Genomic DNA, 26222 nt, shown 5'->3' with positions numbered 1-26222 from the left:
CGGCAAGAGAGTGAATCCCGATGAGCTTACTCAAGTAAGTGATTCGGGTGAATGAACGTAGCCAACGCACATGCAACTTGAAGTATGACGAGTATATACATAAAAAAGCGCCAGATGGTGAATACCAACTGGCGCTATCTCATCCACATCCTTGTGTTATGGCATTACTTTTTATTCACGACGATGATCAAACTTACGCAACTTTCGCCAGTTGTTCATCAGAGCGTTTCAGCAGCGCGTACAGCACGCCAGCAACCGCGGTTCCCGCAATGATCGCTAACAGGTAGCCGATAACCGGGGTAATCGCGCCAGGAATCAGCAGTACGAACAGACCGCCGTGTGGTGCCATCAACTTAGCGCCCACCGCCATTGACAGCGCACCCGTCAGTGCCCCACCGATGATGCAGCAAGGCAGAACGCGCATTGGATCACGCGCCGCGTAAGGAATCGCCCCTTCGGAGATAAAGCACAGGCCCAGTACAAATGCCGCTTTGCCCCCTTCACGCTCGGTCGGGTTGAATTTTTTGCTTGCCAGCACAGTCGCCAGACCCATTGCCAACGGTGGCACCATACCGGCTGCCATAACGGCGGCCATCGGCGCGTAAATCTGGCTACTGAGTAAGGTCGTACCGAAGACGTAAGCCACTTTGTTAACTGGCCCGCCCATATCCGTACACATCATCGCACCCAGGATCGCCCCCAGAATCACCGCATTCGCCGTGCCCATGGATTGCAGCCAGCCTGTCAGGCCAGTCAGGATTTTCGCCACTGGCGTGCCAACGACGTAAATCATGATAAGACCCGTCGCCAACGTGGCGAACAGCGGAATGATCAGGATCGGTTTTAGCGCAGTCAAACTTTGCGGCAGAATCAGTTTATTGTTGATCGCTCTGGCAATATAGCCCGCAAGGAAACCGGCAATGATCCCACCGAGGAAGCCTGCTCCCGTACTCACTGCCAACATCCCGCCAACCAGACCTGGCGTTAAGCCCGGACGATCCGCAATGGAGAACGCGATATAGCCCGCCAGTACCGGCACCATCAGCGCAAAGGCAGAACCGCCACCGATCTTCATCAGCGCCGCTGCCAGCGTACCTTCTTGTTTAAAGGCTTCGATACCAAAGACAAACGACAGTGCGATACACAAACCGCCCGCGACAACCATCGGCAGCATGTAAGACACGCCGGTCAACAGGTGACGATACGGGCCTGCTCCGCCTTTCTGACCAGACTCGCTAGCGCTTGACGCACTGGCTTGACCGGATGGCTGATACACTTTAGCTTCAGCCTGCGCTTTATCTAACTCCTGCGCCGTCTTCTTCAGTGCCAGCCCGGTCGACGTGCGATACATTTTCTTACCGGCAAACTTCGCCAGATCGACTTCAATGTCCGCAGCGACGATCACCAGATCGGCCTGTTCCACTTCTTCAGGAGTAATCGCGTTGCCCGCACCAACGGAGCCGCGCGTTTCCACTTTGACCCACCAGCCGCGTTTTTTCGCTTCGCTTTCAATCGCTTCTGCCGCCATAAACGTGTGCGCGACGCCCGTCGGGCACGCCGTTATCGCTACAATACGCTTGGCAGTTGCGGGCTGCTGAACAGGTGCTGACGCAGCGGCCTGATAGACCGAGGCTTCAGTCTGTGCTTTCTCCAAGAAGGCTTCCGGCTGCGAAACGGCCAGTTCGATGTCACCGACATAAACCCGCTTGCCATTCAGTGCGCTGTCCGCCGCAGCGGATGCACCCAGAACGATCGCCAGTTCAGCGTCGTTAGCCTGTTCTGTAAACGTCACCCCTGCTTTCGCAGCGGCAGCGCCGAGTAGGTTCTTCACCAGTTGGCTTCTCGCCAGGCCCAGTGATTTATCCAAAATCAGCAGCGTTTTCATTGTTTATCTCCTGCTGTATCAGTTAAAGGGTTTGAGGTCGACACGCGCCATCATTGCGGCCAACTGAGGACGATCGGTAATACCAACATTGCTTTGGCTGACGGCCAGTGCTGAAACCGCCGTAGCTAAACGCAGAGTGTGCTCACTGGACTCACGCATTAATAAGCCATAAATCAACCCCCCAACCATGGAGTCGCCTGCACCTACCGTACTTACCACATCACAGGCCGGTGGCAATGCCCGCCAGGCACCCGATGCATTCACCCACAGTGCGCCTTCCGCACCCAGTGAGATCACAACATGCGCGATACCCTGCTCACGCAGCGCGTGGGCGGCATCCACCACATCAGCCAGCGTAGGTAATTTACGCCCAGCCCATATCTCCAGCTCCCGGCGGTTTGGTTTCACCAACCAAGGAGAGGCTTTCAGTCCCGCCACCAGCGCTTCACGGCTGCTGTCGAAAATAATGCAAGGACACTGCGTGCGCAGACGCGACATCCAGTCGGTAAATGCATCCGGATCGACGCCAGCAGGCAGACTGCCGCTCACCGCGACCATGTCGAACTGCCCCAGCCAGCTCAGCGAATCATTAACGAAACGCTGCCAATCCTGCTGTGTCACTTCAAAACCGGAAAAGTTGAAGTCAGTTACGTCGCCATCTTTTTCGGTTAATTTGACATTAATACGCGTACGTCCTGGCACAACCTGGAAACGGTTGGCAATGCCCAGCTCGCTGAACAATTGCTGAAAACCATCCTGATTGTCTTTACCCAGAAAGCCACCTACCGTGACATCAATCCCGAGATCTTTCAGCACCTTGGCAACGTTGATACCTTTGCCTGCGGCGTGCAGACCCGCTGTCTGAATCAGATTGACTTCGCCTTTCTCAACTTCTGGGCAATAGCCAACCAGGTCATAAGCTGGATTCAGGGTGATTGTGGCTACTCTCCTGCTCATGCTGCCCCCTCGCCCAAACCGGACGTAATCGCGTCGCCAATAGCGGCTAGCGCTTGTTCTGCATCGCTACCGCTCGCGGTGAAACGCAATTTGTGACCTTTCTTCACGCCCAGCGCGACGACTTTCATCAGGCTGCGGCCATTTGCCGGTTTGCCTGTGCCATCCAGATTGGTGACGGTGATGTCACTGCTGAACTGCTTGATCACGTTCACTAGCATGGTGCCCGGACGTGCGTGCAGGCCGTGTTCGTTGCGAATGCTAAATTCTGCCGTCAGCACTTCACTTTCTTCCGGTACGTCGCTGGTCAAAAGGGCCAGCAGCGTCGGTGCGTCAGCCGTCAGCAGACGTTCCGCTTTTTGCGCAATCAGCAGGTTGCTCAGGTAATCGATCGGCGCAAAAGCCTGATCGTCAGCCGCAGCTACCGTCACCAGTAAGGCGACGTTTTCGCCGTCAACGCTGAAAGGCGTAGCCGGACGTGCCACCGCAGCCGCGCTGCTGAGGTTACCGACAGCGCTATCGCTGAACCACACGCCTTGCCCCAGATTCAGCGGCTTGTTGCTGACTGCGGTGCTGACGAAGCTGGCGTCTGCTGCCCCAACCTGCTGAAGACGACCGGCGTTCAGCGCCTGAAGTGTCAACAGATTATCGGTCGCCACATCCAGCGTAATCAGTGAGGTATCAAAGCGGAACTCCGCTAGTTGCTGCTCGCCCATCAGCAGGCTGCGCAGTTCTTCTGCTGACGTTGTGCTTGCCAAACGTGCCGCTACGCGATCGTCACTCAGGACGTGAGTCAGCTGACGCAGCAACGCAAGGTGTTCATCAGAACGGGCTGCAATCCCCAACACCACGTAGGCGGTTTGATCTTCACCCCAGGAAATACCCTGAGGAAATTGAAATACTTGAACCCCGGTCTTCAATACCAGATCGCGGGTATCGGTTGTGCCGTGAGGGATAGCAATGCCGCTTCCCAAATAGGTGGATGTTTGCTGTTCGCGCTGTAGCATGCCATCGACATACCCTGCGTTAACGCACCCGGCCTCGGTCAGTGCTGAAGCAACAAGCTGGATAGCTTCCTGCTTAGTACTGGCCGCTGCGCCCAAATGAATATCTTGCTGTGACAACTGGAACATGGCACTCCTCTCTTGCTGAAAGTTGAATCGTTTCAGCTTTTATGAGAAAAAAATGTGTCGATTGTTAGGGCGTTTCAAAAAAAATTCCGCTGAAACGTTTCAAAAGTCTCATTCTATTACGTCATTTATGCAAGCTTTCTACGCTGCTGACGTAACAGAATTTTGACATCACGCACATTTTAACGTGGATAACGCGCTGCCTGCCAACAAAAATCACCGAATGGCTGAAGCCGTGCTGACGAAAAATAATGAAACAAGATTTCTGTTTCATTATAAACCCGAGTACTATGTCGCGCTCGACAGCCTCTGCCTATTTTCCAAGCGCTATCAATTTATGTTCACTCCTGCAAACACAACGCGACGTCCGCTCGACCTGACATCGTCAGCATTTTTAGTTATTGCCTTCCTGACCGGAACGGCCGGTGCCCTGCAACTTCCGACACTCAGCCTCTTTCTTTCCAGCGAAGTACAGGTTCGTCCTTTCTTGGTTGGAATGTTTTATACCGGCAGCGCGGTTATCGGTATTGTCGTCAGCCAAATGCTGGCCACGCGTTCGGACCGTCAGGGCGATCGCAAATCGCTGATTTTCGTCTGCTGCCTGCTGGGCGCACTCGCCTGCATGCTGTTTGCATGGAACCGTAACTACTTTATTCTGCTCTTTATCGGTGTGTTGCTGAGCAGCTTTGGCTCGACTGCGAACCCGCAGCTTTTTGCGCTGGCGCGGGAGCATGCGGATAAAACCGGTCGTGAAGCAGCGATGTTCAGCTCCATACTCCGCGCGCAAATTTCTCTCGCCTGGGTTGTCGGCCCGCCTATCGCCTTTGCGCTGGCACTGGGATTCGGCTTCACAACGATGTATCTGACCGCCGCGGTCGTCTTTATCCTATGTGGCATTCTGGTCAAACTCTTTCTGCCTTCCATGCCCAAAGCCGTGGAAAAGACCACTTCTACGCTGGAATCACCGCGCCGTAACCGCCGGGACACGCTCTTGCTGTTCGTGGCGTGTACCTTGATGTGGACCTGCAACGGCATTTACCTCATTAATATGCCGCTGTATCTGGTGCATGAGCTGCATCTGCCGGAAAAACTGGCGGGTATCATGATGGGCGTTGCGGCTGGATTAGAAATTCCGGTGATGTTGATTGCTGGCTACGTTGCCAAACGCTTCGGTAAACGCTTCCTGATGCGGCTTGCCGTTGCCTCCGGTTTACTGTTCTTCGGCGGCTTGCTGGTTCTCAATGGCGAAATAGCACTGCTGGCGTTACAGGTACTGAACGCGATCTTTATTGGCATTCTGGCCGGAATCGGCATGCTTTATTTTCAGGACTTGATGCCCGGACAGGCAGGTGCGGCAACCACGCTGTTTACCAATACGACGCGCGTTGGCTGGATCATCTCTGGCTCACTGGCTGGGATTGTTGCTGAAATCTGGAACTATCACGCCGTCTTCTTCTTCGCGCTGCTGATGATCACCGGTTCTATCTATTGTATGTGGCGCATCAAAGACGCCTGATCGCTGCACATTAAGGGGCGGTGTCGGCTTCCAGTTTCAGCAGATAAATCATCGCCTCATCACGATGGCTGAAACACATATCCGCGCGCGGTTTTAGCCCCGCGCAAACCGCAGGTCGCAGTGGAGAATGGAACAGCCCGCAACGCATCGCCTCATCGAGATGAATACAGGGCGTGTTTGCAGGCTTGCCGTGCGGCAGACCCGGCATCGGCGTTGAAATCGATGCCGCGATACAGCAGGCACCGCAATGGGGGCGACAGTCCATCAGCAAGCTCTCCGGTGGGCTGACAAGAAGTAGAGAGCGCCACGATAGCAGCCCCGTCGTAAAAAACCAATATCAGCCCTTTTTTCCTTATACTCTAAATAATTCAAATTTCAGGAAGGCGGCAAGCGAAGGAATCCCGATGAGCTTACACAAGTAAGTGATTCGGGTGAGTGAGCGTAGCCAACGTACATGAAATTTGAAGGATGACGAGTATATACTTGCCTGAACTCTTCGGCGCGAGTAACGTGTCGCCACAAAAATCACACTCCTTATAGCAGGTAATTTTTATGGCAAGAGCGAACGAAGTTAAACGCGGAATGGTCGTTAACTATAACGACAAGTTATTGCTGGTAAAGGACATCGACGTCCAGAGTCCCAGCGCCCGCGGAGCCAGCACGCTGTACAAAATGCGTTTTTCTGATGTCCGTACAGGTTTGAAAGTGGAAGAGCGTTTTAAAGGCGATGACATTATCGATACCATCACGCTGACACGCCGCACGGTCACTTTCTCCTATATTGACGGCGACGAATACGTCTTTATGGATGATGAGGATTACGCGCCTTACCTCTTCAAAAAAGATCAAATAGAAGAAGAGCTGCTGTTTATCCCTGAAGGCGGCATGCCGGGGATTCAGGTATTGAGCTGGGACGGCCAAATCATCGCGCTGGAACTGCCACAAACGGTCGATCTGGAAATTGTTGAGACGGCACCGGGCATTAAAGGCGCCTCTGCCAGTTCACGCAACAAACCTGCGACCATGAGCACCGGTCTGGTTATCCCCGTTCCAGAATATCTGAGCGCGGGTGAAAAAATCCGTATTCATATTCCAGAACGTCGCTACATGGGTCGCGCAGACTAACATTCTACCTTGTGCTTCCCGCACAATACTTGTCGCCGGATGACCTATCCGGCACACGTCAACCCTCCCCCGCATTAGGAGCCTGCCATGCTAACGAAAGTCAATTTGATTACAGGGTTTCTGGGTAGTGGAAAAACCACCACGATTCGTCATCTTCTGTCGCAAAAGCCTGAAGACGAAGTCTGGGCGGTGCTGGTCAATGAATTCGGTGAAGTAGGCATTGACGGTGCGCTACTGGCAGACAGCGGTGCGGTGTTGAAAGAGATTCCCGGCGGCTGCATGTGCTGCGTAAACGGCTTGCCGATGCAGGTTGGCCTGAATATGCTGCTGCAACAGAAGAAGCCCCATCGGTTACTCATCGAACCTACGGGACTCGGCCACCCAAAACAAATTCTCTCCTTGCTGACAAGTGATATCTATCAGCCCTGGCTGACATTACAGGCTACGTTGTGCCTGTTGGATGCTCGCCAGTTAAGTGAAACGCGTTACACGGAAAATGAGAATTTTCGCGATCAGCTTGCCGCCGCTGACATGATTATCGCCAACAAGCGCGATACTTATACCGCCGACGATCTCGCTGCCTTAGAGCAGTGGCAGCAGGCGAACGGCGATGGTCGACAAATTATTGAGGCCAGTCAGGGAAATGTTGACCAGCAGCTGCTCGATCAGCCTCGCCCCCCTTCCTCGCAAGAGCGTATGCGCGAACTTCCAGATGGTGCTCACCACCACGCGCATCAGCCAAAAAATAACTTGGCTGCGCTGCAATTACCGAGTGGTCAATCCTGGCGACGCTCTCTCAATCAGGGACAGGGATACCACGCCTGTGGCTGGATATTCGCCCCTGAGACCGCTTTTGATACCGCCGCACTGCTGGACTGGGTCCGCCTTTCTCCCGTGAATCGGGTTAAAGGGGTGATGCGTATAAAAGAAGGGACGCTCGTCGTGAACCGTCAGGGACACGATCTGCATATAGAAACCCGATCGATGGCACCGATTGATAGCCGTATCGAAATCATTAATGAAACACCAGCAGAATGGAATACGTTACAAGCCTCATTGTTAAAGGCTCGTTTAGCTAACGTGGACTAAACTGGAGTTTTTTCGTCTTTGTTTGGATATTTAGCCTTATGTCATTTGCCCGTTTTTCTTCTATTTTAGTGCTCAATGTGTTGGGCATCGGTCTGTTTTTATCCTGGTATCTACCGGAAAATCATGGTTTTTGGCTCACGCTCGACAGCCATATCTTTTTCTATTTTAACCGCCTCTTGGTTGATAGCCCGATGTTTTTACATCTGGTTGCCATTACCAATAACCGCGCTTTTGATGGCTTTGCGCTCGTTGCGATGGGGCTGCTGTATCTGTCGTTTTATCTAAAAGCGACCTCCACAGAGCGCCGCCGTTTGTTGATCCTCGGTTTTATCATGCTGTTAACTGCCGTCGTGCTGAATCAGGCAGGACATTTATTACCGGTGCAACACGCGAGCCCGACGCTCTATTTTAGTGACGTCAACCGCGTTTCAGACTTAACCGGTATTCCGACCAAAGATGCGTCATCGGACAGTTTCCCCGGCGACCACGGCATGATGTTGATGATCTTTGCTGCTTTTATGCTGCGCTATTTTACCCGCACCGCTTTCGCTATCGGCCTGGCAATCATGGTGATCTTCTCATTGCCTCGCATCATGATTGGTGCACATTGGTTTACCGATATTGCCGTCGGTTCTCTGTCGGTTGTTCTGGTCGGATTGAGTTGGTGGTTATTAACGCCAGCGAGCAATGCCGCTATTGCCCTGTTAAATCGACTATTACCTAAAAAATCGACAGTATAAATCCCTATGATTTCAGATTTTTTACATCGACATTTTTTAGCTGAATACATCATTAAATCTTATAAATAAAATGGTTAAAACTTCTCGCAATCCTGCTGTTGTTGCGGTAGTCTCGTTCAGGTTTGCTTTTTAGCGCACACTGAACTATCGGCGGCAAGAGAAATAATGTGCATTCCGGCACACTTTCGCCGATGAGTGTTTGGCTAAGAAGAAACTCTGATTTAGTCTGAGTCTCGTTTTCGTTTGGCATTTATACCCCAGTGAAATGGGGACACTACATAGCGATATTTATCGTTAAGGACAGCAAGGGAACATAACAATAATGGTCAAGTCTCAACCGATTCTGAGATATATCTGGCGGGCAGTGCCTGCCGTTGCGGTAGCAATCATGCTCTCCGCATGTGGAAGTAATAGTGCATACAACAATAAAGCTCAAACTGATATGCATGCAGTTAATGACAAAGATGGTCTTTTACTGCAAGCCTCTCAGGATGAATTTGAAGCACTGGTTCGTAACGTGGACATCAAGTCTAAGTTACTTAACCAATATGCCAGTTGGAAAGGTGTTCGTTACCGTTTAGGCGGTGATAGTCGCCGTGGCATTGACTGCTCAGCTTTCGTTCAGCGCACGTTCCGCGAACAGTTTGGAATGGATTTACCGCGTTCAACCTATGAACAGCAAGAGATGGGCCAGCAAATTCAGCGTAGTAAACTGCGCGTTGGCGATCTTGTTCTGTTCCGTGCAGGTTCGACCGGCCGCCACGTTGGCATTTATCTCGGCAACGATCAGTTCGTCCACGCGTCAACCAGCAGTGGTGTCATCATTTCTAAAATGACAGAAGACTACTGGAATAAGCGTTATCAGGAAGGACGTCGTGTCCTGAGTAAAGGAAAAACCAGCTAAACAATATCGCTCCCTTGCTGTGTTATTGTTTTGTTAGTAAAAGAACTTTGCTGTTAGCCAACGAAACCAGACGACATCAACGCCGCTTATCACCATAAGCGGCGTTTTTTATGCCTACTTTTCACCCGAATATCACCGTGTTCCTCCCCTTCTGCAGCGCACTGCGCAAAATATGACTGACTCAACAACCTGAAACATTAACAGGCCGTGATTAAGGTAGGTTTATCACCTGATTTCATGATAAAAAGAAAATACGCAACTTCCCGATGGGAATGTTAATTATTTCAAGAACTTTATGCCGAGGAAATCGGCATTGTTGACGTTACGATATGGCGTGTCTACATCAGACGATGCCTAGCCAGATAACGTCTACTCGCAGGAGATTGCCGTCAGATGTTAAAACGCGTTATCGCTGCCGTATTGCTTTGCACGGCCCATTTTGGGGCGCATGCAGAGACGATTGAAAACAGCACCAGCTTTGCCCTATTGGGTGAACCCAAATATGCCGAGAACTTCAGCCATTTTGATTACGTCAATCCTGATGCTCCTAAAGGCGGCAGCATCACCCTAAGTTCGCTGGGTACCTTTGACAATTTCAACCGTTACGCGCTACGTGGTGTGGCAGCGGCACGTACTGAACGCCTCTACGATTCACTCTTCACGTCTTCTGATGACGAACCCGGCAGTTATTATCCGCTGGTCGCACTGACGACACGCCACTCGGCGGATTTCCGCTGGATTGAAATCGAGATGAATCCCAAAGCCCGCTTTCATGACGGCTCACCGATCACCGCCGCTGACGTCGCGTTCACCTACAATATGTTTATGACGCAGGGCGTGCCGCAGTTCCGCATCTATTTTAAAGATGTCACTGCCAAGGCCGTTGCACCGCTGACTGTGCGCTTCGATTTTCCCGTATCCGACAAAAACCGCATGTTCAGCCTGCTGACGCTGCCAATCATGCCGGAGAAGTTCTGGAAGAATCATAAATTCAACGAACCGCTAGCGTATCCGCCCCCGGCCAGCGGGCCTTACCGCATCACCGCCTATCGTACCGGACAATATGTCACCTACTCCCGCGTGAAAGACTATTGGGGTGCCGATCTGCCGGTTAATAAAGGTCAGTACAATTTCGATAAAATCCGCTACGACTACTATCTCGACGACAGTGTTGCACTGGAAGCCTTTAAAGCCGGCGCTTTCGACCTGCGTGAGGAAGGATCGCCAAAACATTGGGCGACCCAATATCAGGGCGGCAATTTTGCACGTGGCTACATCATCAAACAGGATCAGGTCAACCAATCTGCACAAGATACACGCTGGCTGGCATTCAATATCCAGCGACCACTGTTTCAGGATCGCCGGGTGCGTCAGGCGCTAGCGCTGGCATTTGATTTCAACTGGATGAACAAGGCGCTGTATTACAACGCCTATCAACGGACCGACAGCTATTTCCAAAACACCGAGTATGCCGCTAAAGGCGAACCCAGCGCAGAAGAATTGGCCTGGCTGACGCCGCTGAAGGACAAAGTGCCCGCCGAGGTCTTTGGCCCCAGCTATCAACCGCCCTCCTCCGACGGCAGCGGCTATGACCGACAAAACTGGCTTAAGGCACTCAAACTGCTGGAAGAAGCCGGTTGGGAATTGAAAGATCAAAAGCTGGTCAATAGCAAAACCGGACAGCCGTTTACATTTGAACTGCTATTGCCAAGCGCCGGCAATTCGCAGTATGTCCTGCCCTTTCAGCAGAGCCTGAAAAAGCTCGGTATCACCATGAACGTACGCAACATCGACAGCACGCAGTTCAACAATCGCCTGCGCAAGCGTGATTTCGATATGACGGCCACGATGTACAGCGCGTCCCTCTACCCCAGTGCCGACTTGCAAATCCGCTGGAGTTCACAGTATATCGACTCAACCTATAACAGACCGGGTGTCAGCGATCCCGCTATTGATTCGCTCATCGCGGACATCGTTAAGCACCAAGGGCAGAAAGTCCCGCTGCTGTCATTAGGCCGCGCACTGGACAGGGTATTGACCTGGAATCAGCTCATGATCCCCATGTGGTATTCCAATCATGACCGTTTCGCCTATTGGAACAAGTTTGCCATGCCCGCTGTACGCCCGGCTTATTCGCTTGGCTTTGATGGCTGGTGGTTCGATACCAAACAGGCAGCCACGCTGCCCGCAGAGCGACGTTAAGGAATAAAAATGGGAACGTATCTGTTACGCCGCCTCTTGCTGGTTATTCCAACCCTGTGGGCAATCATCACGATTAATTTCTTCATTGTACAAATTGCCCCCGGCGGCCCGGTGGATCAGGCCATCGCAGCAATTGAAATGGGGCACGGCAGCGGTTATACCGCCAGTAACGGAATGGATGCCGGTATGGCTCGGACGGGCACCAGCGGCGCACCGAATATCGAGAACGCTTACCGCGGTTCACGCGGCCTCGACCCGGAAGTCATCGAAGAAATAACCAAACGCTACGGCTTCGATAAGCCGATTCATGAACGTTATTTTAAGCTGCTGTGGGATTACGTGCGCTTTGACTTCGGTGACAGCCTGTTCCGTGGTTCTTCGGTGATGCAGCTCATTAAGGAGAGCATGCCGGTTTCGATTACGCTGGGGCTGTGGAGTACGCTGATCGTCTACCTGATTTCCATTCCACTTGGCATCAAAAAAGCCGTGAAGAACGGCACACCGTTCGATACCTGGAGCAGCACGTTAATCATTATCGGCTATGCCATTCCGGCGTTTTTGTTTGCGATCATTTTGATTGTGCTATTCGCGGGCGGCAGTTACCTAGACTGGTTCCCGCTTCGAGGGCTGGTTTCCAGCAATTTTGATACCCTGCCGTGGTACAGCAAGATTACCGACTATTTGTGGCATATCGCGCTACCGGTTCTGGCTTCCGTGATTGGCGGGTTCGCCACGCTAACGATGCTCACCAAGAACTCCTTTATGGATGAGATTCGCAAGCAGTACGTTGTTACCGCGCGCGCTAAAGGGCTGGATGAAAAGAGCATTCTCTACCGCCACGTGTTCCGTAATGCCATGCTGCTGGTGATTGCCGGCTTCCCCGCCACGTTTATCAGTATGTTTTTCACCGGCTCGCTGCTGATTGAGGTGATGTTCTCGCTCAACGGGCTAGGTCTGTTGGGCTATGACGCCACGCTGCAACGTGACTACCCCGTCATGTTCGGTACGCTGTACATCTTCACGCTGATCGGCTTATTGCTGAATATCGTCAGTGACATCACCTATACGCTGGTGGATCCGCGTATCGATTTTGAGGGACGCCAATGAGCCGCTTAAGCCCGATTAATCAGGCGCGCTGGGCGCGTTTTAAAAGTAATCGTCGCGGTTACTGGTCGCTGTGGATTTTCATGGTGCTGTTTATCGTCAGCCTGTTTTCCGAACTGATCGCCAACGACAAACCGCTGCTGGTGAAGTATGACGGCCAGCTCTATACGCCAGTGCTCATTGACCACAGCGAGAGGACGTTCGGCGGACAGTTGGATACCACCGCTGACTTCCGCGATCCTTATATCGCCGAACGCATCAGCAGCCACGGCTGGGCGATCTGGCCGCTGATTCACTACAGTTACGACACCATAAACTATGCCACTACCGCATCCTTCCCCTCTGCACCAAACTGGCAGAACTGGTTGGGCACGGATAGCCAGGGGAAAGATGTGGTTGCGCAGGTGCTGTATGGCTTCCGTATCTCACTGCTGTTCGGTCTGGCGCTCACAATCCTGTCCAGCGTGATTGGTATCGCCGTCGGTGCCACACAGGGCTATTACGGCGGGCGTCTCGACCTATGGGGTCAACGCTTTATCGAAGTCTGGTCCGGTATGCCGACGCTGTTTCTGATTATCCTACTGTCCAGCGTGATTCAACCGGACTTCTGGTGGCTATTGGGTATTACCGTCCTTTTTGGCTGGATGAGTCTGGTTGGCGTGGTACGGGCAGAATTTCTGCGTACCCGCAACTTTGACTACATTCGTGCCGCGCAGGCGATGGGCGTCAGCGACCGCGCTATTATGTTCCGCTGCATGCTGCCAAACGCGATGGTCGCTACGCTGACCTATCTGCCCTTTATTCTTTGCGGCTCGATTACCACGCTGACATCGCTGGATTTTCTCGGCTTTGGTCTGCCGATGGGCTCGCCATCATTAGGCACTTTATTGCTGGAAGGGAAAAATAACCTTCAGGCACCGTGGCTGGGCATTACCGTGTTTATGGTGCTTTCCATCGTGCTTTCCTTACTCATTTTTATCGGCGAAGCGGTGCGCGACGCCTTTGACCCCAGCAAGGCGCATTAATATGTCCAGTTCACCTTTATTGCAGATAGATAATCTCAGCATTGCCTTCCGCAAAGGCGGTCAAGAGCAGCGCGTTGTCGACCAGCTTTCACTGGCGGTGAACGCGGGTGAGACGCTGGCGCTGGTCGGTGAATCAGGTTCGGGGAAAAGCGTCACCGCGCTGTCGGTTTTGCGTTTGCTCCCCTCCCCGCCCGTAGTTTATCCGCAAGGGGATATCCGCTTCGCAGGGCAGTCGCTGCTGCATGCTGATGAAAAAACACTGCGTCAGATACGTGGCAATCGGATCGCGATGATCTTTCAGGAACCGATGGTGTCGCTTAATCCCCTGCAAAGTATCGAAAAACAGCTGATTGAAGTGCTTTCGCTCCACCGTGGTATGCGTACCGAGGCAGCCCGCAGCGAAGTCATCACCTGTCTGGATCGCGTGGGTATTCAGCAGGCTAAAAGCCGATTGAATGATTTCCCACACCAGCTTTCCGGCGGGGAGCGCCAGCGTGTCATGATTGCGATGGCGCTGCTGACACAGCCGGATTTACTGATTGCCGATGAACCGACAACGGCGTTGGACGTGACCGTTCAGGCACAAATATTGAAATTGCTGAACGAGTTGAAGCAGGAACTGGGGATGAGTTTACTGTTCATCACCCATAACCTGAATATTGTCCGCCAGTTGGCAGATAACGTGTCGGTAATGAAAGCCGGTCAGGCCGTGGAGCATAATAGCTGTCAGCAGCTTTTCAGCGCACCGCAGCATCCCTACACGCGCCAATTGCTGGATGCAGAACCGTCGGGTGATCCGCTTCCGGTAACCGATGACGGTGAACCTCTTTTACGGGTGGAAAAACTGCACGTTTCGTTTCCCATCAAACGCGGCCTTTTGCGCCGTACCGTTGACGAAAAGCAGGTAGTGAGCAATATCAATTTCACCTTGCGACGCGGCGAAAGTCTGGGTCTGGTGGGGGAATCCGGCTCAGGAAAAAGCACGACTGGACTCGCGCTGCTGCGCCTGATTCAATCACGCGGCGATATCTGGTTTGACGGCCAGTCTTTGCAAGGGCTGACCCGTAAGCAAATGCTGCCTTTCCGCCACCGGATTCAGGTTGTCTTTCAGGATCCGAACTCCGCGCTGAACCCACGGCTGAATGTGGAACAAATTATTGCCGAGGGATTGACCGTCCATCATAAGCTGAGCAAAGAGGCGCTCGACCAGCGTGTGGTTGAGGCGATGCAGGAAGTCGGGCTGGATCCCACGACCCGCTACCGCTATCCCTCCGAGTTTTCCGGCGGTCAGCGTCAGCGTATCGCTATCGCTCGTGCCCTAATACTGCAACCCGAGTTACTGATCCTTGATGAACCGACATCCTCGCTGGACAGAACGGTTCAGGCACAAATTCTGGCGCTGCTGAAGTCATTACAGGAAAAGCACAAAATCGCCTACCTGTTTATCAGCCATGACTTACAGGTTATCCGTTCGCTGTGCCATCAGGTTATTGTATTGCGACAAGGCGAAGTGGTCGAACAGGGGGAATGCAAACAGGTATTCGCGCACCCTGCCGAACATTACACGCGCGAACTGCTACAGTTTTCATCCTATTCGGCGGAAACGCAGTCAGCATAAATGAGGGAATACCGCAGCGTCAGTCTGCTGACGCTGCGGTTTAAAAAGGGTATTGGGCTGATACGGACTCAGCGATAGCGACACCAACATTCTTCAGACGGCACATTGCTGTGCTTTCATCATTGCGATGTAAAAACAGACACGGCTCGCCTTCCCACTCCAGAACGGCGCATTCAACCTGTATTTCAGACAGGGATTGATTCAGCTGGCGCATGATATTCCATGCGATATCGCCATCGTGGCTCAACAGTTTGAGACCAATCAGGTTGTTGTCTTCTTCTCTGCCGCTCAGCGGAATCGGTTCAACATTGATACCTGCAAAACCCGATAACCAGCGATAACTTTGCGGCAAACGATGAACTACCGAAAGTTGGAAACTGTCCACTACTGTTTTCCTCAGGTAATAATTCACAAAATAGTAACATATTTATCATAGTAGCGTGTTCACACCATTTCCTGCCACTTTTAGCGAACAAAAAAACAACAAACACGCCTTTTCATATCGTGATAGTGGCTAACAGTTCTGATTGCAAGGACTATTAATGCCAAATTGATCACGAATTTTTCTTCTTTTCCGGCTATATGTAACCTTTTCTATTTAATATCTCAACCCTTTTCAGCCCACTTGTTCACTTTTGGGTCAAATATTTTACATTAGCAAAACAAAAAGCTATGCCTGGGTATCGCATTAAGAAGGAAAATGAGGAATCAGAGAGAACAGACTCAGATGCAGGAACATCTTTCCTGCATCTGAGAAGAAGGGAAAATCAGGATGCGGGAGAACGGTTCGCGTACAGATATAGCAGAAAAGCAGCTACCGAACAGATTGCCATCGATAACACCATCGGCCAGGCGCTATTGAATGAGGCTAGCGATAGGATAACGCCTACGATCGCACCCAGACCGAAGCGTAGCGTGCCAGCCAACGACGATGCCGTCCCTGCCATATGCGGGAAACCATCGAGAATCACCGCCATCGCATTCGACGCCACCATCGCAATACAGCCGACAAACAGTGCCACGCCAAATACCAGCGGTAAGAATCCGAGATCGAACAGACAGACAATAACCAGCCATATTCCCATCGCAAACTGGATCACCAGCCCTGCGCGGAACATCGCCAGCGCACCCAACCGCCGTACATTGCGGCTGTTAAACAACGTCACTACAAAGAGAAAGACGACGTTCAGGGCAAAGTAGTAGCCAAAATTCTGAGGAGAAACGCCATACAGATTGATATACACAAACGGCCCGGCGCTCAGGAAGGAGAACATGCCGCAAAACGACAGCCCGCTTGCCACCATATAGCTGAACACCCGCTTGTGGCGGAACAGGATAGCGAAATTCCCGATGGTGGTGCGCAGATGAAATTTCTGCCGCTTAGCGGGCGGTAAGGTTTCTTTGATAAAAAAGAAAATCAGCGCTGATGCCAGAAAAGCCGCACCAGAGATCGTCCAGAAGATGGAATGCCAGCTAAACCACAGCAGCAGCCAGCCACCAGCAATGGGCGCAATGAGCGGCGCGACGGTCATCACCAACACGACAAACGACATCATGCGAGAAAAATCATCCCGCGAGAACATATCGCGCATCAGGGCATTGATCACCACTGCAGCCGCAGCCGCGGAGACACCGTGCAGAAAACGCATGTAGATAAGCTGCTCTACCGTTTGTGCCAGCGCACAGGCCACGCCTGCAAACGCAAAAACCAGCGTACCGCCGAGAATCACAGGCTTACGTCCCAGACTGTCCGCCATCGGCCCGTAGAACATCTGGCCAATCGCAAAGCCCAGCACATAGGTACTGAGCGTCATTTGGACATGCCCGTCCCCCACGCCAAATTCGTTAGCAATGGTCGGCAACGCAGGTAAATACATATCGATAGCTAACGGCATTAGCATCGAAATCAGGCCGAGAATAAAAATCAGCCCGAAATGAGAAGAGCGGCGTAATTGCACTAATAACTCCAGATAAGAAAAAAGGTCATGCTATGCAGCATTATTTTACGCTAGCGATCTCCTCAGCACTTAACTCCCGGTATTCCCCCGGTTCCAGTTCACTATCCAGACAGATGCCACCGATACGTTCGCGATGCAGCTCAACGACCCGATTACCGATCGCCGCAAACATTCTTTTCACCTGATGGTAGCGACCTTCGCTAATCGTCAGTCGAACGACATAATCCGTTATCTTCTCAAGCGTAGCGGGTTTGGTGAGGTTCTTCTCGTTATGCAGTTGCACGCCTGCCGTAAATTGCGCGGCAGTGTCCTCGGCCAGCGGCTGTTCCAGCGTCACCAGATACGTTTTTTCACACTGGTGCTTAGGCGAAGTAATGCGATGTGACCATTGCCCGTCGTCAGTTAGCAGTACCAGTCCAGTGGTATCGATATCCAGACGCCCTGCCGCGTGCAGTTTGTACGCCACTGGGACATCCATAAAATACAGAATAGTGGGATGATCGGGATCGTCCGTTGAACAGACGTAGCCCTGAGGCTTATTCAACATGAAATAGCGCGGGCCATTCTGTTGTTTCAGCGGTTCGCCATCAAACTCAACCTGATGCTCAGGGGATAACTTGAACGCGCCGCTTTTTACCACTTCACCATCAACGGTAACACGCTCTGCATGGAGTTCACGCGCTACCAGTGAGCGGCTAATTTCCAACTGCTGGGATAAAAATTTGTCCAATCGCATTAACACTCACTACCTATCTCAAATAACTGCCAATCTCAAATCGTGAGACCCTAAATTGTGAAAGGATAGTATAACGGGGCTTTGCCCACTCGTCCTGCAATTCACTGCCCCTACATCGCTCTTTTTAGCCGACTTTCAGGCTGCACGCCCTTTGTTTATCCCTCGCACCAGATATTATCAACAGGCATAATACGGGTAATTTTTTATCTCTTGAGGGCAACCGCATGTCATCTATCCACGGTCATGAAGTTTTGCAAATGATGCTCGCGTCCGGCGAGTCGTTTACCACTGAACAGCTGATTACCACCATAGAAGATCGCTTCGGCAGCGCGGCGCGCTTTCATACCTGCTCCGCCGAAAATATGACGGCCTCAATGCTGGTGCAATTTCTGTCTGAACGCGGGAAATTCATCCCGCACGATGCAGGCTTTACCACCAGCGCCAGTAAAATCTGCCAGCACTAGTTATGTCGTTCACGCTACGGCCTTACCAGCGTGAGGCTGTTTCCGCCACACTCGACTATTTTCGCCGACACACCCAACCGGCCGTCATCGTTTTGCCTACTGGTGCGGGGAAAAGCCTGGTTATCGCCGAGCTGGCGCGGCTTGCTCGTGGTCGTGTACTGGTGCTTGCACACGTCAAGGAACTGGTCGCGCAGAACCATGCCAAATACCGTGCCTTAGATTTGGAAGCGGATATCTTCGCGGCAGGGCTACAACAGCGAGAGAGTCAGGGAAAGGTGGTCTTTGGCAGCGTGCAGTCCGTCGCGCGTAATCTTGACCAGTTCGATAGTGCCTTCTCTCTGCTGATCATTGATGAATGCCACCGCATTAGCGACGACGATAACAGCCAATATCAACAAATCATCCAGCATCTGCAAAAGACTAACCCACAGCTGCGGCTGCTCGGCTTAACGGCAACGCCCTATCGGCTTGGCAAAGGCTGGATATATCAGTATCACTATCACGGCATGATCCGTGGCGACGAACGCAGTTTGTTTCGCGACTGCATCTATGAGCTGCCGCTGCGTTATATGATCAAGCATGGCTTTCTGGTGCCGCCAGACAGACTGGATATGCCAGTGGTGCAATATGATTTCAGTAAGCTCGTCGCCCGCAGCAACGGGCTATTCAGCGAAGCCGACCTGAATCTCGAACTCAAGCGTCAGCAGCGCGTCACGCCGCATATCATCAGCCAGGTCATCGATTATGCGCAAACGCGGCGCGGCGTGATGATTTTTGCGTCCACCGTCGAGCATGCCAAAGAAATTACGACCTTGTTACCAAACGGTCAGGCTGCGCTGGTCAGCGCCGATACGCCGGCGGCCGAGCGTGATGCACTGATTGAGGCTTTTAAACAGCAGTCGCTACGCTATCTGGTCAACGTAGCGGTACTGACAACCGGGTTTGATGCCCCGCATGTCGACCTTATTGCTATCCTTCGCCCAACAGAATCCGTCAGCCTGTATCAGCAAATCGTCGGACGCGGCTTACGTTTGTATCCGGGGAAAACGGACTGCCTGATTCTGGATTACGCGGGTAACCCACACGATCTCTATACGCCAGAAGTCGGCAACAGCAAACCGCATGCTGGCAGCCAGCCGGTACAGGTCTTCTGCCCCGAATGTGGCTTTGCCAATCTGTTCTGGGGAAAACCACCCCAGACGGCGACATCATCGAACACTATGGCCGCCGCTGTCAGGGCTGGGAAATGGCGGAAAGCGGCCAACGCCAACAGTGTGATTTCCGGTTTCGGTTTAAAGTCTGTCCGCACTGCGGCGCGGAAAACGACATTGCCGCGCGGCGCTGCCATCAGTGTGACGAAGTATTGGTCGATCCTGACGATATGCTGAAAGCGGCGCTGAAGCTAAAAGATGCATTGGTTTTACGCTGTAGCGGCATGAGTTTCGAGCAGGGGCAGGATGCGAAGGGAGAATGGTTGAAGATTACCTACCATGATGAGGAAGGTGCCGACGTTAGCGAACGTTTTCGCCTGCACACTACCGCTCAGCGCCACGTCTTCCTGCAACAATTTTTGCGTGTTCACCAACGCGCACCGGGAACCCCGTTTAACTGGCAAAATGCCGCTGACGTCATCTCACAGCAACCTTTATTACGCGCGCCTGATTTTGTCGTCGCCCGCAAACACGGAAAATTCTGGCAAATACGCGAAAAGCTCTTTGATTATCAGGGACGCTTTCGCCGCGCCAACGAGCTCCGCGGCTAAGGTATACTCTAAATAATTCGAGTTTCAGGCAGGCGGCAAGTGAGGGAATCCCGATGAGCTTACTCAGGTAAGTGATTCGGGTGACAGAGCGCTGCCAACGCACATGCAACTTGAAGTATGACGAGTAATTTTGGGATTCATTTGCCCGCAGAGCCATATTCCGCTAGAATTCAGCCCGCTTTTGTTCGCAAAAGCTGAATAGTCCCACCTGTTGCTGGGTCGCCTGTAGCAGGAATACTTTATATAAGTAGAGAAGAAAATGATTACTATCAAAGCAGAAGCACGTCAAGGTCAGGGTAAGGGTGCGAGCCGCCGCCTGCGTTCAGCTGGTAAATTCCCAGCCATCGTTTACGGTGGTTCAGAAGCACCAGTATCTATCGAACTGGATCACGATTCAGTAAAAAACCAAGAAGTGAAAGATGGCTTCTACGGTGAAACACTGATCCTGTCTATCGATGGCAAAGAAGTTCAAGTTAAAGTTCAGGCTGTACAACGTCACGTTTACAAGCCAAAACTGACTCACATCGACTTCGTTCGCGTTTAGTTTGCGCTGAAGTTGTTTTCCGGGACGCCGGAAAAGAAGAGCGCCGCTTATGCGGCGTTTTTTTTGTGCCCAGAAAACCCCAGCTAGGCTGGGGGTTCAGTAAAGCTTTCAGCTTTGAGCCAGTTATAAAAACCCCTTTTGATTTGTTAAAACAGTTTGCGGTCTGGCAACTGCAAACGTTCAACAAGAAATCAAAAGGGGGTCCCAATGAGGGACGAAAAGAGCTTAGCGCACACCCGATGGAACTGTAAATATCACATAGTTTTTGCGCCGAAGTACCGAAGGCAGGTGTTCTACGGGGAAAAGCGCAGAGCGATTGGCAGCATTTTAAGAAAGCTGTGCGAATGGAAAAACGTGAATATTCTGGAAGCGGAGTGCTGTGTGGATCACATCCACATGCTTCTGGAAATCCCGCCCAAGATGAGTGTCTCGGGATTTATGGGATACCTGAAGGGAAAGAGTAGCCTGATGCTTTATGAGCAGTTTGGCGATTTGAAGTTCAAATACCGTAACAGGGAGTTTTGGTGTCGAGGGTATTATGTTGATACGGTAGGGAAAAACACGGTCAAGATACAAGAATACATAAAGCACCAACTGGACGAGGATAAAATGGGAGAGCAACTATCGATCCCGTATCCTGGTAGCCCGTTTACGGGCCGTAAGTAATCCATAGATGCAAATGTCAGATCGCGATGCGCCTGTTAGGGCGCTGCTGGTGACAGAGCCTTATAGGCGCATATGAAAAACCTCCGGCTATGCCGGAGGATAGTTTTTTATAAAAAATTTATTCATTCACAAAGGAATGTGAACATGTCTCGTGATATCTCACAGCGACTTATCGCTATCGATGCCCTGCGCGGTCTGGTTATGGTACTGATGCTACTGGACCATGTGCGGGAAACCTTTTATCTGCACCTGCAACTCGCCGATCCGATTGATGTCACCAGCACCGATCCCATGCTCTTCATCAACCGTACACTAGCGCACCTGTGTGCTCCCGTGTTCATTTTTTTAACCGGGCTTTCTGCCGCGCTTTACCACCAAAAAGTGCAAGATCGCCGACAAACGGCTCTCTTCCTGTTCCAGCGCGGCTTAATTCTCATTCTTCTGGAGCTAACGCTGGTCAATTTTGGGTGGACGTTCCAGTTCCCTGCGCAGGTTCTCTATTTACAGGTCATCTGGGCAATCGGCATGAGTATGCTCGCCCTCAGCGCGCTGATCTGGCTCCCCGCAGGGCTGATTTTGATGCTGGGCATCGTGATTGTGGCCGGACATAATCTGCTGGATCCGCTACATGCTTCCGCAGACTCCATTTGGTCTATTCCGTGGGCGATTCTGCACGATCGCGGCTGGTTAGAAATCGGTGAGACGCTCCGTGTGCGGACGTCCTATCCCGTATTGCCCTGGATTGGTGTGATCTCACTTGGCTACGTGGCGGGCGCGCTGTATCAAAAATCGGTGTCGCCACTTCAGCGCCAGAAAATCTTGTTCATGCTGGCTGGCATTACGCTAGCGCTGTTTTTCGCGCTGCGTAGCATTAATCTGTATGGCGATAGACCCTGGCAACAAGGCGAAATCATCACGCAGACGCTCATGAGCTATTTCAACATCACGAAATACCCGCCATCGCTACTGTTTCTCTGCTTAACGCTGGCAATCGGGCTTTATCTGCTCGCCGTATTTGAACGTCAGCAACAACGGCGCTGGCTCGTCATACTGGCGAGCTTCGGCGCCGCACCGATGTTTTTCTACCTACTGCATCTGTATGTTTTAAAAGGGATGTATTTAACCGCTGTCGCGATCTGGGGAAAAAATCAGGGAGAATGGTTCGGCTTTTCCGCCGTCTGGCAATTGTGGGTGTGTACTCTGGTGCTGATGGTCGTGTTATTTTCGCCAGTTCGCGCGTTTGCCCGCTTAAAAGCACGCCGCAGAGACATCCGCTGGCTTAAATACTTCTAATCACTATCATTTCAAACCATTATCAGCTACGGCCCTTTTCCTGAAGTCAGAAAAAGGGCCGTGTCGTCTTCTGGCGCGATGTCTACTGCTTACCGCTGCTCGTCCGACGCTGTAACTGATCGCGCAGATTCGGTGGCGTGCCTTTAATCGTCAACGTATCCGTCGCCGGATCCCAGAAAATTCGCTCGCCAAGCAATAACGCATCAAAATTCAGGCTGATGCCGCCGCCGCTGCCAGCAAATTTGGTCAACTGGCGCAGTGTCCCGCGATCGGCAGGGAAACTCTCTTCCAGCTCATAGCCCTGATCGGCTGAAAATTGCTGAAAGGTTTTCTCACCCAGCGGCGGCAGTTCCTGCGACAGCGATGCCAGTTCGATTTCCTCACCGGACTGCAACTGCTCATTGCAGTAGCTATACACCTGCTGACGATAATTCTGGCGCTCGTTTTTATCTAGCTGTGCCTCATCACAATACTCATCGACTGCCTTCAGCAAGCCACGGTTTTGTGCTTTGGTGTCCAGCCCTTCTGACGCTGCCAGAAAATCCATAAAGAAGTCAGAGACTTTACGCCCGACGCGGCCTTTGAGGAACGTCAGATAGCGAGTGGATTCCGGATTAACTTCCCATTCCGTCAAGTCGATACGCGCAACGATATCAGCATGATTGATATCCAGATAGTGCGTGGTACTGATATCGAGCTGTTCATTAACTCGCATACTGTTGCAGCTATTGAGCACCGATATCAGTAAATACTCAACCGCCAGATAACGATACTGGCAGAACAACACGATACCACCCTCGGCAAACGGGTACTTCGCCAGCTCGTCACGCAAGCGTCCGGTCGCAGCGCGTGAGAAACTGAGAAAATCCTCATCCCCTTTGCGACAAGCCCGCAGTGCATCCGCCAGCTCGCTTTGCTCATTAAACAGCCCATAGGCCTTACTCTTGGCGCTGTAGACGCGATGCAGTTCAGCCATCATCTCTTCTACTGCCGCATTGGTTGGCAATAGGGAATCACGCAACACCATTTCCAGCGTTTGCTCGTCACGTTTAATTAGCTGATGCAGGGCAATCTGGGCGATATCCAGACTCATGATAAACTCTCCTTTTGGCAAGGCGCGTATTCAAACACTGATACGAACGCCCCGCAACACATTAAAGCTGGCCCTTTACATCTGTACGCGCACTAAGCGTCTACACTACTTATTGACAAAAGTACGCCAGTGATAAAAGTACGTTAATGATAAAAGTGCAGAAAAGCATAAGCCTATACGGTAAGATAAGCGACTTTACCAGCTTGAGATACGCCATTTTATGCCACAATCATCCCGTTATAGTGACGAACACGTTGAACAACTGCTTTCTGAGATGGTCAATGTTCTGGAAAAGCACCACGCCCCAACCGATCTTGCTTTGATGGTGCTCGGTAACATGGTGACGAACCTGATTAACACCAGCATCGCGCCTGCACAACGTCAGGTTCTGGCGCGTTCTTTCGCTGAAGCCCTACAGGCTTCGATTAAAAAAGCCGATAAAGCTCACTAAGTTTTGACCAACGTATGGTAACCAACCGTCAGCGCTACCGCGAAAAAGTCTCCCAGATGATCAGTTGGGGACACTGGTTCGCCTTATTCAACATTTTGCTCACTTTGGGGCTGGGTAGCCGCTACCTGTTTGTTGCCGATTGGCCGACGTCCCTGTTCGGTCGACTTTACGCACTGGTTAGCTGGCTTGGTCATTTTAGCTTTATCGTCTTTGCCGCCTATCTGCTGGTCATCTTCCCGCTCACGTTTATTGTGATGTCGCAGCGCCTGCTACGGTTCCTGTCTGCGGCGCTGGCAACAGCCGGGCTGACGATACTGCTAGTGGATGTGGAAGTCTTTACACGCTTTCACTTGCACCTCAACAGCACCGTTTGGGAACTCGTCGTCAACCCCGGACAAGGTGAGATTGCCCGAGACTGGCAGTGGATGTTTATCGGCATTCCGTTGATTTTCATGGCGGAAATGCTGTTCGGCACCTGGTGTTGGCAAAAGCTCCGCAGCCTGAACCGTCGCCATTTTGGCAAACCGTTAGCGGGCGTTTTCATCTCAGCGTTCTTTGCGTCACATCTGATGTATATCTGGGCCGATGCGAATTTCTATCGCCCGATTACCATGCAGCGCGCCAACCTGCCGCTATCTTATCCGATGACGGCACGTCGTTTTCTGGAAAAACATGGCCTGCTGGATGCACAGGAATATCAGCGTCGGCTGACGCAACAAGGCAATCCTGAAGCCATGACGGTGGAGTATCCGCTCAGTAACATCACCTTCCGCGATAGCGGCAGCGGCTACAACCTGCTGATGGTGATGATCGACGATACGCAGCCCGATGCCATACAAAACCGGATGCCGAATCTATCGCGTTTCGCTGAGGAAAACGTGCGTTTTAGCGATCATTACGATTCAGGATCTCAGCCAGACGCCGCCTTGTTTAACCTGTTTTACGGCCTCTCGACGACCTATATGGACGGTATTTTGAGTGCGCGTAAACCTTCCGCCTTGATCACCGCGTTAAGCCAGCAGGGCTATCAGTTTGGGCTATTTTCGGCGAACGGCTTCAACAGCCCGCTTTATCGTCAAGCGCTGCTTTCTGATTTCTCCTTGCCTGCGCCGCAGCAGCAAGGCGGCGATGCCATCATTACGCAATGGCAGGAATGGCTCAGCCGCGATAATAATCCAGCGCCTTGGTTCTCTTACGTTGAACTGAGCAGCGCACCGAAAACCGCAGATGGCAAAGCTGAGCCTAGCGGCCGCATGAATATTCAGGACGTTGACCGTCAGATTGGGCAAATCATTAGTACTCTGCAGGAAAAAAACATTCTGAATAACACGGTCGTCATCGTGACAACTGCACAAAACCAGAATGCCAATACCAGCAACGCGACACGTTTTGCCCGTACCCAGTGGCAAACGCCGCTCATTGTTCACTGGCCGAACACGCCTGCGCAGACCATTACGAAAATGACGGACAACAAAGATGTCATGACGACACTGATGCAGCGCCTGCTCCACGTTAAAAACAGCACGGATGATTATTCGCAGGGTGAAGACCTGTTCTCTGCCCAGCGACGCTACCCGTGGTTGATTAACGGCAACGGCGGCACGCTGCTCATCACGACGCAGGATCAGCTCATCGTCTTGGAAAGCAACGGCAACTACCGAGCTTACGACATGGCAGGAAATCGGTTGAATGATGAAAAACCGCAGCTTGCCCTACTCTTGCAGGTACTAACGAACGAAAGGCGCTTCATTGCCAACTAACTGCCTAAATCTAAAGCAGTCGTTCCATCCGGCTATTGCAATAAGGTCAGGAAAAGGTAGTATAAATGCCCATAGCATCGGCACGTAGCGCAGCCTGGTAGCGCACCGTCATGGGGTGTCGGGGGTCGGAGGTTCAAATCCTCTCGTGCCGACCAAATTTCCCCCAACGTTTTGTCTACTGAAGTCCAGACAAGACTATAAAG

General features: G+C 51.9%; 23 protein-coding genes, 1 tRNA gene and 1 pseudogene. 17 read left to right on the top strand and 8 right to left on the bottom strand.

The annotated features are described in order from the left end of the window. Positions 1-193: 193 nt before the first annotated feature. Genes fruA through fruB form a run of 3 tightly spaced genes read right to left on the bottom strand, consistent with a single transcriptional unit; the run spans position 194 to position 3972 of the window. Positions 194-1885 carry a PTS fructose transporter subunit IIBC gene (gene fruA, locus BJJ97_RS13780; protein ID WP_095994311.1) on the bottom strand — a complete coding sequence of 564 codons (1692 nt, stop codon included), beginning with the start codon at positions 1883-1885 and terminating at the stop codon, positions 194-196. An 18-nt stretch (positions 1886-1903) separates the two neighbouring features. After that, positions 1904-2842: a 1-phosphofructokinase gene (fruK, locus tag BJJ97_RS13775; protein ID WP_095994310.1), complete on the bottom strand. Its 939-nt coding sequence runs from the start codon at positions 2840-2842 to the stop codon at positions 1904-1906. Then, complete coding sequence (fruB, locus tag BJJ97_RS13770) at positions 2839-3972, bottom strand: fused PTS fructose transporter subunit IIA/HPr protein (protein WP_095994309.1); 1134 nt, start codon at positions 3970-3972, stop codon at positions 2839-2841. Before fruB ends, fruK begins: the two co-directional genes overlap by 4 nt. Positions 3973-4306: 334 nt before the next feature. On the opposite strand from fruB, the gene setB reads away from it, so the two are divergent. Next, complete coding sequence (gene setB, locus BJJ97_RS13765; RefSeq protein WP_040030963.1) at positions 4307-5485, top strand: sugar efflux transporter SetB; 1179 nt, start codon at positions 4307-4309, stop codon at positions 5483-5485. Between the two features lie 10 nt (positions 5486-5495). Here setB and BJJ97_RS13760 read toward each other — a convergent pair whose 3' ends face one another. Next, positions 5496-5750, bottom strand: coding sequence for a hypothetical protein (locus BJJ97_RS13760; RefSeq protein WP_005967276.1), 255 nt, complete (start codon positions 5748-5750; stop codon positions 5496-5498). Between the two features lie 287 nt (positions 5751-6037). Between BJJ97_RS13760 and yeiP the strand changes: the two genes are divergently transcribed. From yeiP to yejF, 8 genes are all read left to right on the top strand, one after another. Next, a complete protein-coding gene (yeiP, locus tag BJJ97_RS13755) occupies positions 6038-6610 on the top strand; it encodes an elongation factor P-like protein YeiP (RefSeq protein WP_039485600.1) in 573 nt (190 codons plus the stop codon). Between the two features lie 87 nt (positions 6611-6697). Beyond that, the gene (locus BJJ97_RS13750; protein ID WP_095994308.1) at positions 6698-7699 is read left to right on the top strand and encodes a CobW family GTP-binding protein; all 1002 of its coding nucleotides are present in this window, start codon (positions 6698-6700) and stop codon (positions 7697-7699) included. Positions 7700-7737: 38 nt separating this feature from the next. Further along, a complete protein-coding gene (locus tag BJJ97_RS13745) occupies positions 7738-8439 on the top strand; it encodes a phosphatase PAP2 family protein (protein WP_095994307.1) in 702 nt (233 codons plus the stop codon). Between the two features lie 322 nt (positions 8440-8761). Further along, positions 8762-9343, top strand: coding sequence for a bifunctional murein DD-endopeptidase/murein LD-carboxypeptidase (gene mepS, locus BJJ97_RS13740; protein WP_095699177.1), 582 nt, complete (start codon positions 8762-8764; stop codon positions 9341-9343). A gap of 393 nt (positions 9344-9736) precedes the next feature. Beyond that, positions 9737-11545 (top strand): extracellular solute-binding protein, encoded by a 1809-nt coding sequence (locus BJJ97_RS13735; RefSeq protein ID WP_095994306.1) that lies wholly within the window; start codon positions 9737-9739, stop codon positions 11543-11545. 9 nt (positions 11546-11554) lie between these two features. Continuing rightward, positions 11555-12652: a microcin C ABC transporter permease YejB gene (locus tag BJJ97_RS13730; RefSeq protein ID WP_095699175.1), complete on the top strand. Its 1098-nt coding sequence runs from the start codon at positions 11555-11557 to the stop codon at positions 12650-12652. After that, positions 12649-13674, top strand: coding sequence for an ABC transporter permease (locus tag BJJ97_RS13725; RefSeq protein ID WP_095699174.1), 1026 nt, complete (start codon positions 12649-12651; stop codon positions 13672-13674). The genes BJJ97_RS13730 and BJJ97_RS13725 overlap by 4 nt, the downstream gene beginning before the upstream one ends. Before the next feature lies 1 nt (position 13675). Next, entirely contained in the window at positions 13676-15292 is a 1617-nt protein-coding gene (yejF, locus tag BJJ97_RS13720) for a microcin C ABC transporter ATP-binding protein YejF (protein ID WP_095994305.1), read from the top strand. A 40-nt stretch (positions 15293-15332) separates the two neighbouring features. On the opposite strand, the gene BJJ97_RS13715 is transcribed toward yejF, so the two are convergent. From BJJ97_RS13715 to rsuA, 3 genes are all read right to left on the bottom strand, one after another. Beyond that, positions 15333-15677: a YejG family protein gene (locus BJJ97_RS13715; protein WP_039485625.1), complete on the bottom strand. Its 345-nt coding sequence runs from the start codon at positions 15675-15677 to the stop codon at positions 15333-15335. Between the two features lie 382 nt (positions 15678-16059). Next, the gene (locus BJJ97_RS13710; RefSeq protein WP_095699172.1) at positions 16060-17250 is read right to left on the bottom strand and encodes a Bcr/CflA family multidrug efflux MFS transporter; all 1191 of its coding nucleotides are present in this window, start codon (positions 17248-17250) and stop codon (positions 16060-16062) included. Positions 17251-17290: 40 nt separating this feature from the next. Further along, on the bottom strand, positions 17291-17986 hold the full coding sequence (gene rsuA / locus BJJ97_RS13705) for a 16S rRNA pseudouridine(516) synthase RsuA (protein WP_095994304.1): 696 nt from the start codon (positions 17984-17986) through the stop codon (positions 17291-17293). Between the two features lie 224 nt (positions 17987-18210). Between rsuA and BJJ97_RS13700 the strand changes: the two genes are divergently transcribed. The 5 genes and pseudogenes from BJJ97_RS13700 (at position 18211) to BJJ97_RS13675 (ending at position 22715) form a co-directional block, all read left to right on the top strand. After that, on the top strand, positions 18211-18450 hold the full coding sequence (locus BJJ97_RS13700; protein ID WP_039485634.1) for a YecH family metal-binding protein: 240 nt from the start codon (positions 18211-18213) through the stop codon (positions 18448-18450). Between the two features lie 2 nt (positions 18451-18452). Continuing rightward, positions 18453-20212: pseudogene (locus tag BJJ97_RS13695) on the top strand (DEAD/DEAH box helicase). A gap of 259 nt (positions 20213-20471) precedes the next feature. Beyond that, positions 20472-20756 (top strand): 50S ribosomal protein L25, encoded by a 285-nt coding sequence (gene rplY / locus BJJ97_RS13690; RefSeq protein ID WP_005967246.1) that lies wholly within the window; start codon positions 20472-20474, stop codon positions 20754-20756. Between the two features lie 207 nt (positions 20757-20963). Next, entirely contained in the window at positions 20964-21422 is a 459-nt protein-coding gene (gene tnpA, locus BJJ97_RS13680) for an IS200/IS605 family transposase (protein ID WP_107332875.1), read from the top strand. 144 nt (positions 21423-21566) lie between these two features. Beyond that, positions 21567-22715 carry a DUF1624 domain-containing protein gene (locus BJJ97_RS13675; RefSeq protein ID WP_095994302.1) on the top strand — a complete coding sequence of 383 codons (1149 nt, stop codon included), beginning with the start codon at positions 21567-21569 and terminating at the stop codon, positions 22713-22715. A gap of 82 nt (positions 22716-22797) precedes the next feature. Here the strand turns inward: BJJ97_RS13675 and yejK are convergent, their stop codons facing one another. Beyond that, the gene (yejK, locus tag BJJ97_RS13670) at positions 22798-23808 is read right to left on the bottom strand and encodes a nucleoid-associated protein YejK (RefSeq protein WP_095699169.1); all 1011 of its coding nucleotides are present in this window, start codon (positions 23806-23808) and stop codon (positions 22798-22800) included. Positions 23809-24028: 220 nt separating this feature from the next. On the opposite strand from yejK, the gene BJJ97_RS13665 reads away from it, so the two are divergent. From BJJ97_RS13665 to BJJ97_RS13655, 3 genes are all read left to right on the top strand, one after another. Continuing rightward, complete coding sequence (locus BJJ97_RS13665) at positions 24029-24259, top strand: YejL family protein (protein WP_005967239.1); 231 nt, start codon at positions 24029-24031, stop codon at positions 24257-24259. Positions 24260-24273: 14 nt separating this feature from the next. Beyond that, a complete protein-coding gene (yejM, locus tag BJJ97_RS13660) occupies positions 24274-26019 on the top strand; it encodes an LPS biosynthesis-modulating metalloenzyme YejM (RefSeq protein ID WP_095994301.1) in 1746 nt (581 codons plus the stop codon). Positions 26020-26097: 78 nt separating this feature from the next. After that, a tRNA-Pro gene (locus BJJ97_RS13655) sits at positions 26098-26174 on the top strand. Positions 26175-26222: the final 48 nt, after the last annotated feature.

Origin of the sequence: Pectobacterium polaris (genome assembly GCF_002307355.1) — a bacterium.
In the GTDB taxonomy this organism is placed as follows: domain Bacteria; phylum Pseudomonadota; class Gammaproteobacteria; order Enterobacterales; family Enterobacteriaceae; genus Pectobacterium; species Pectobacterium polare.
This window is presented reverse-complemented; position numbering and strand designations above follow the sequence as displayed.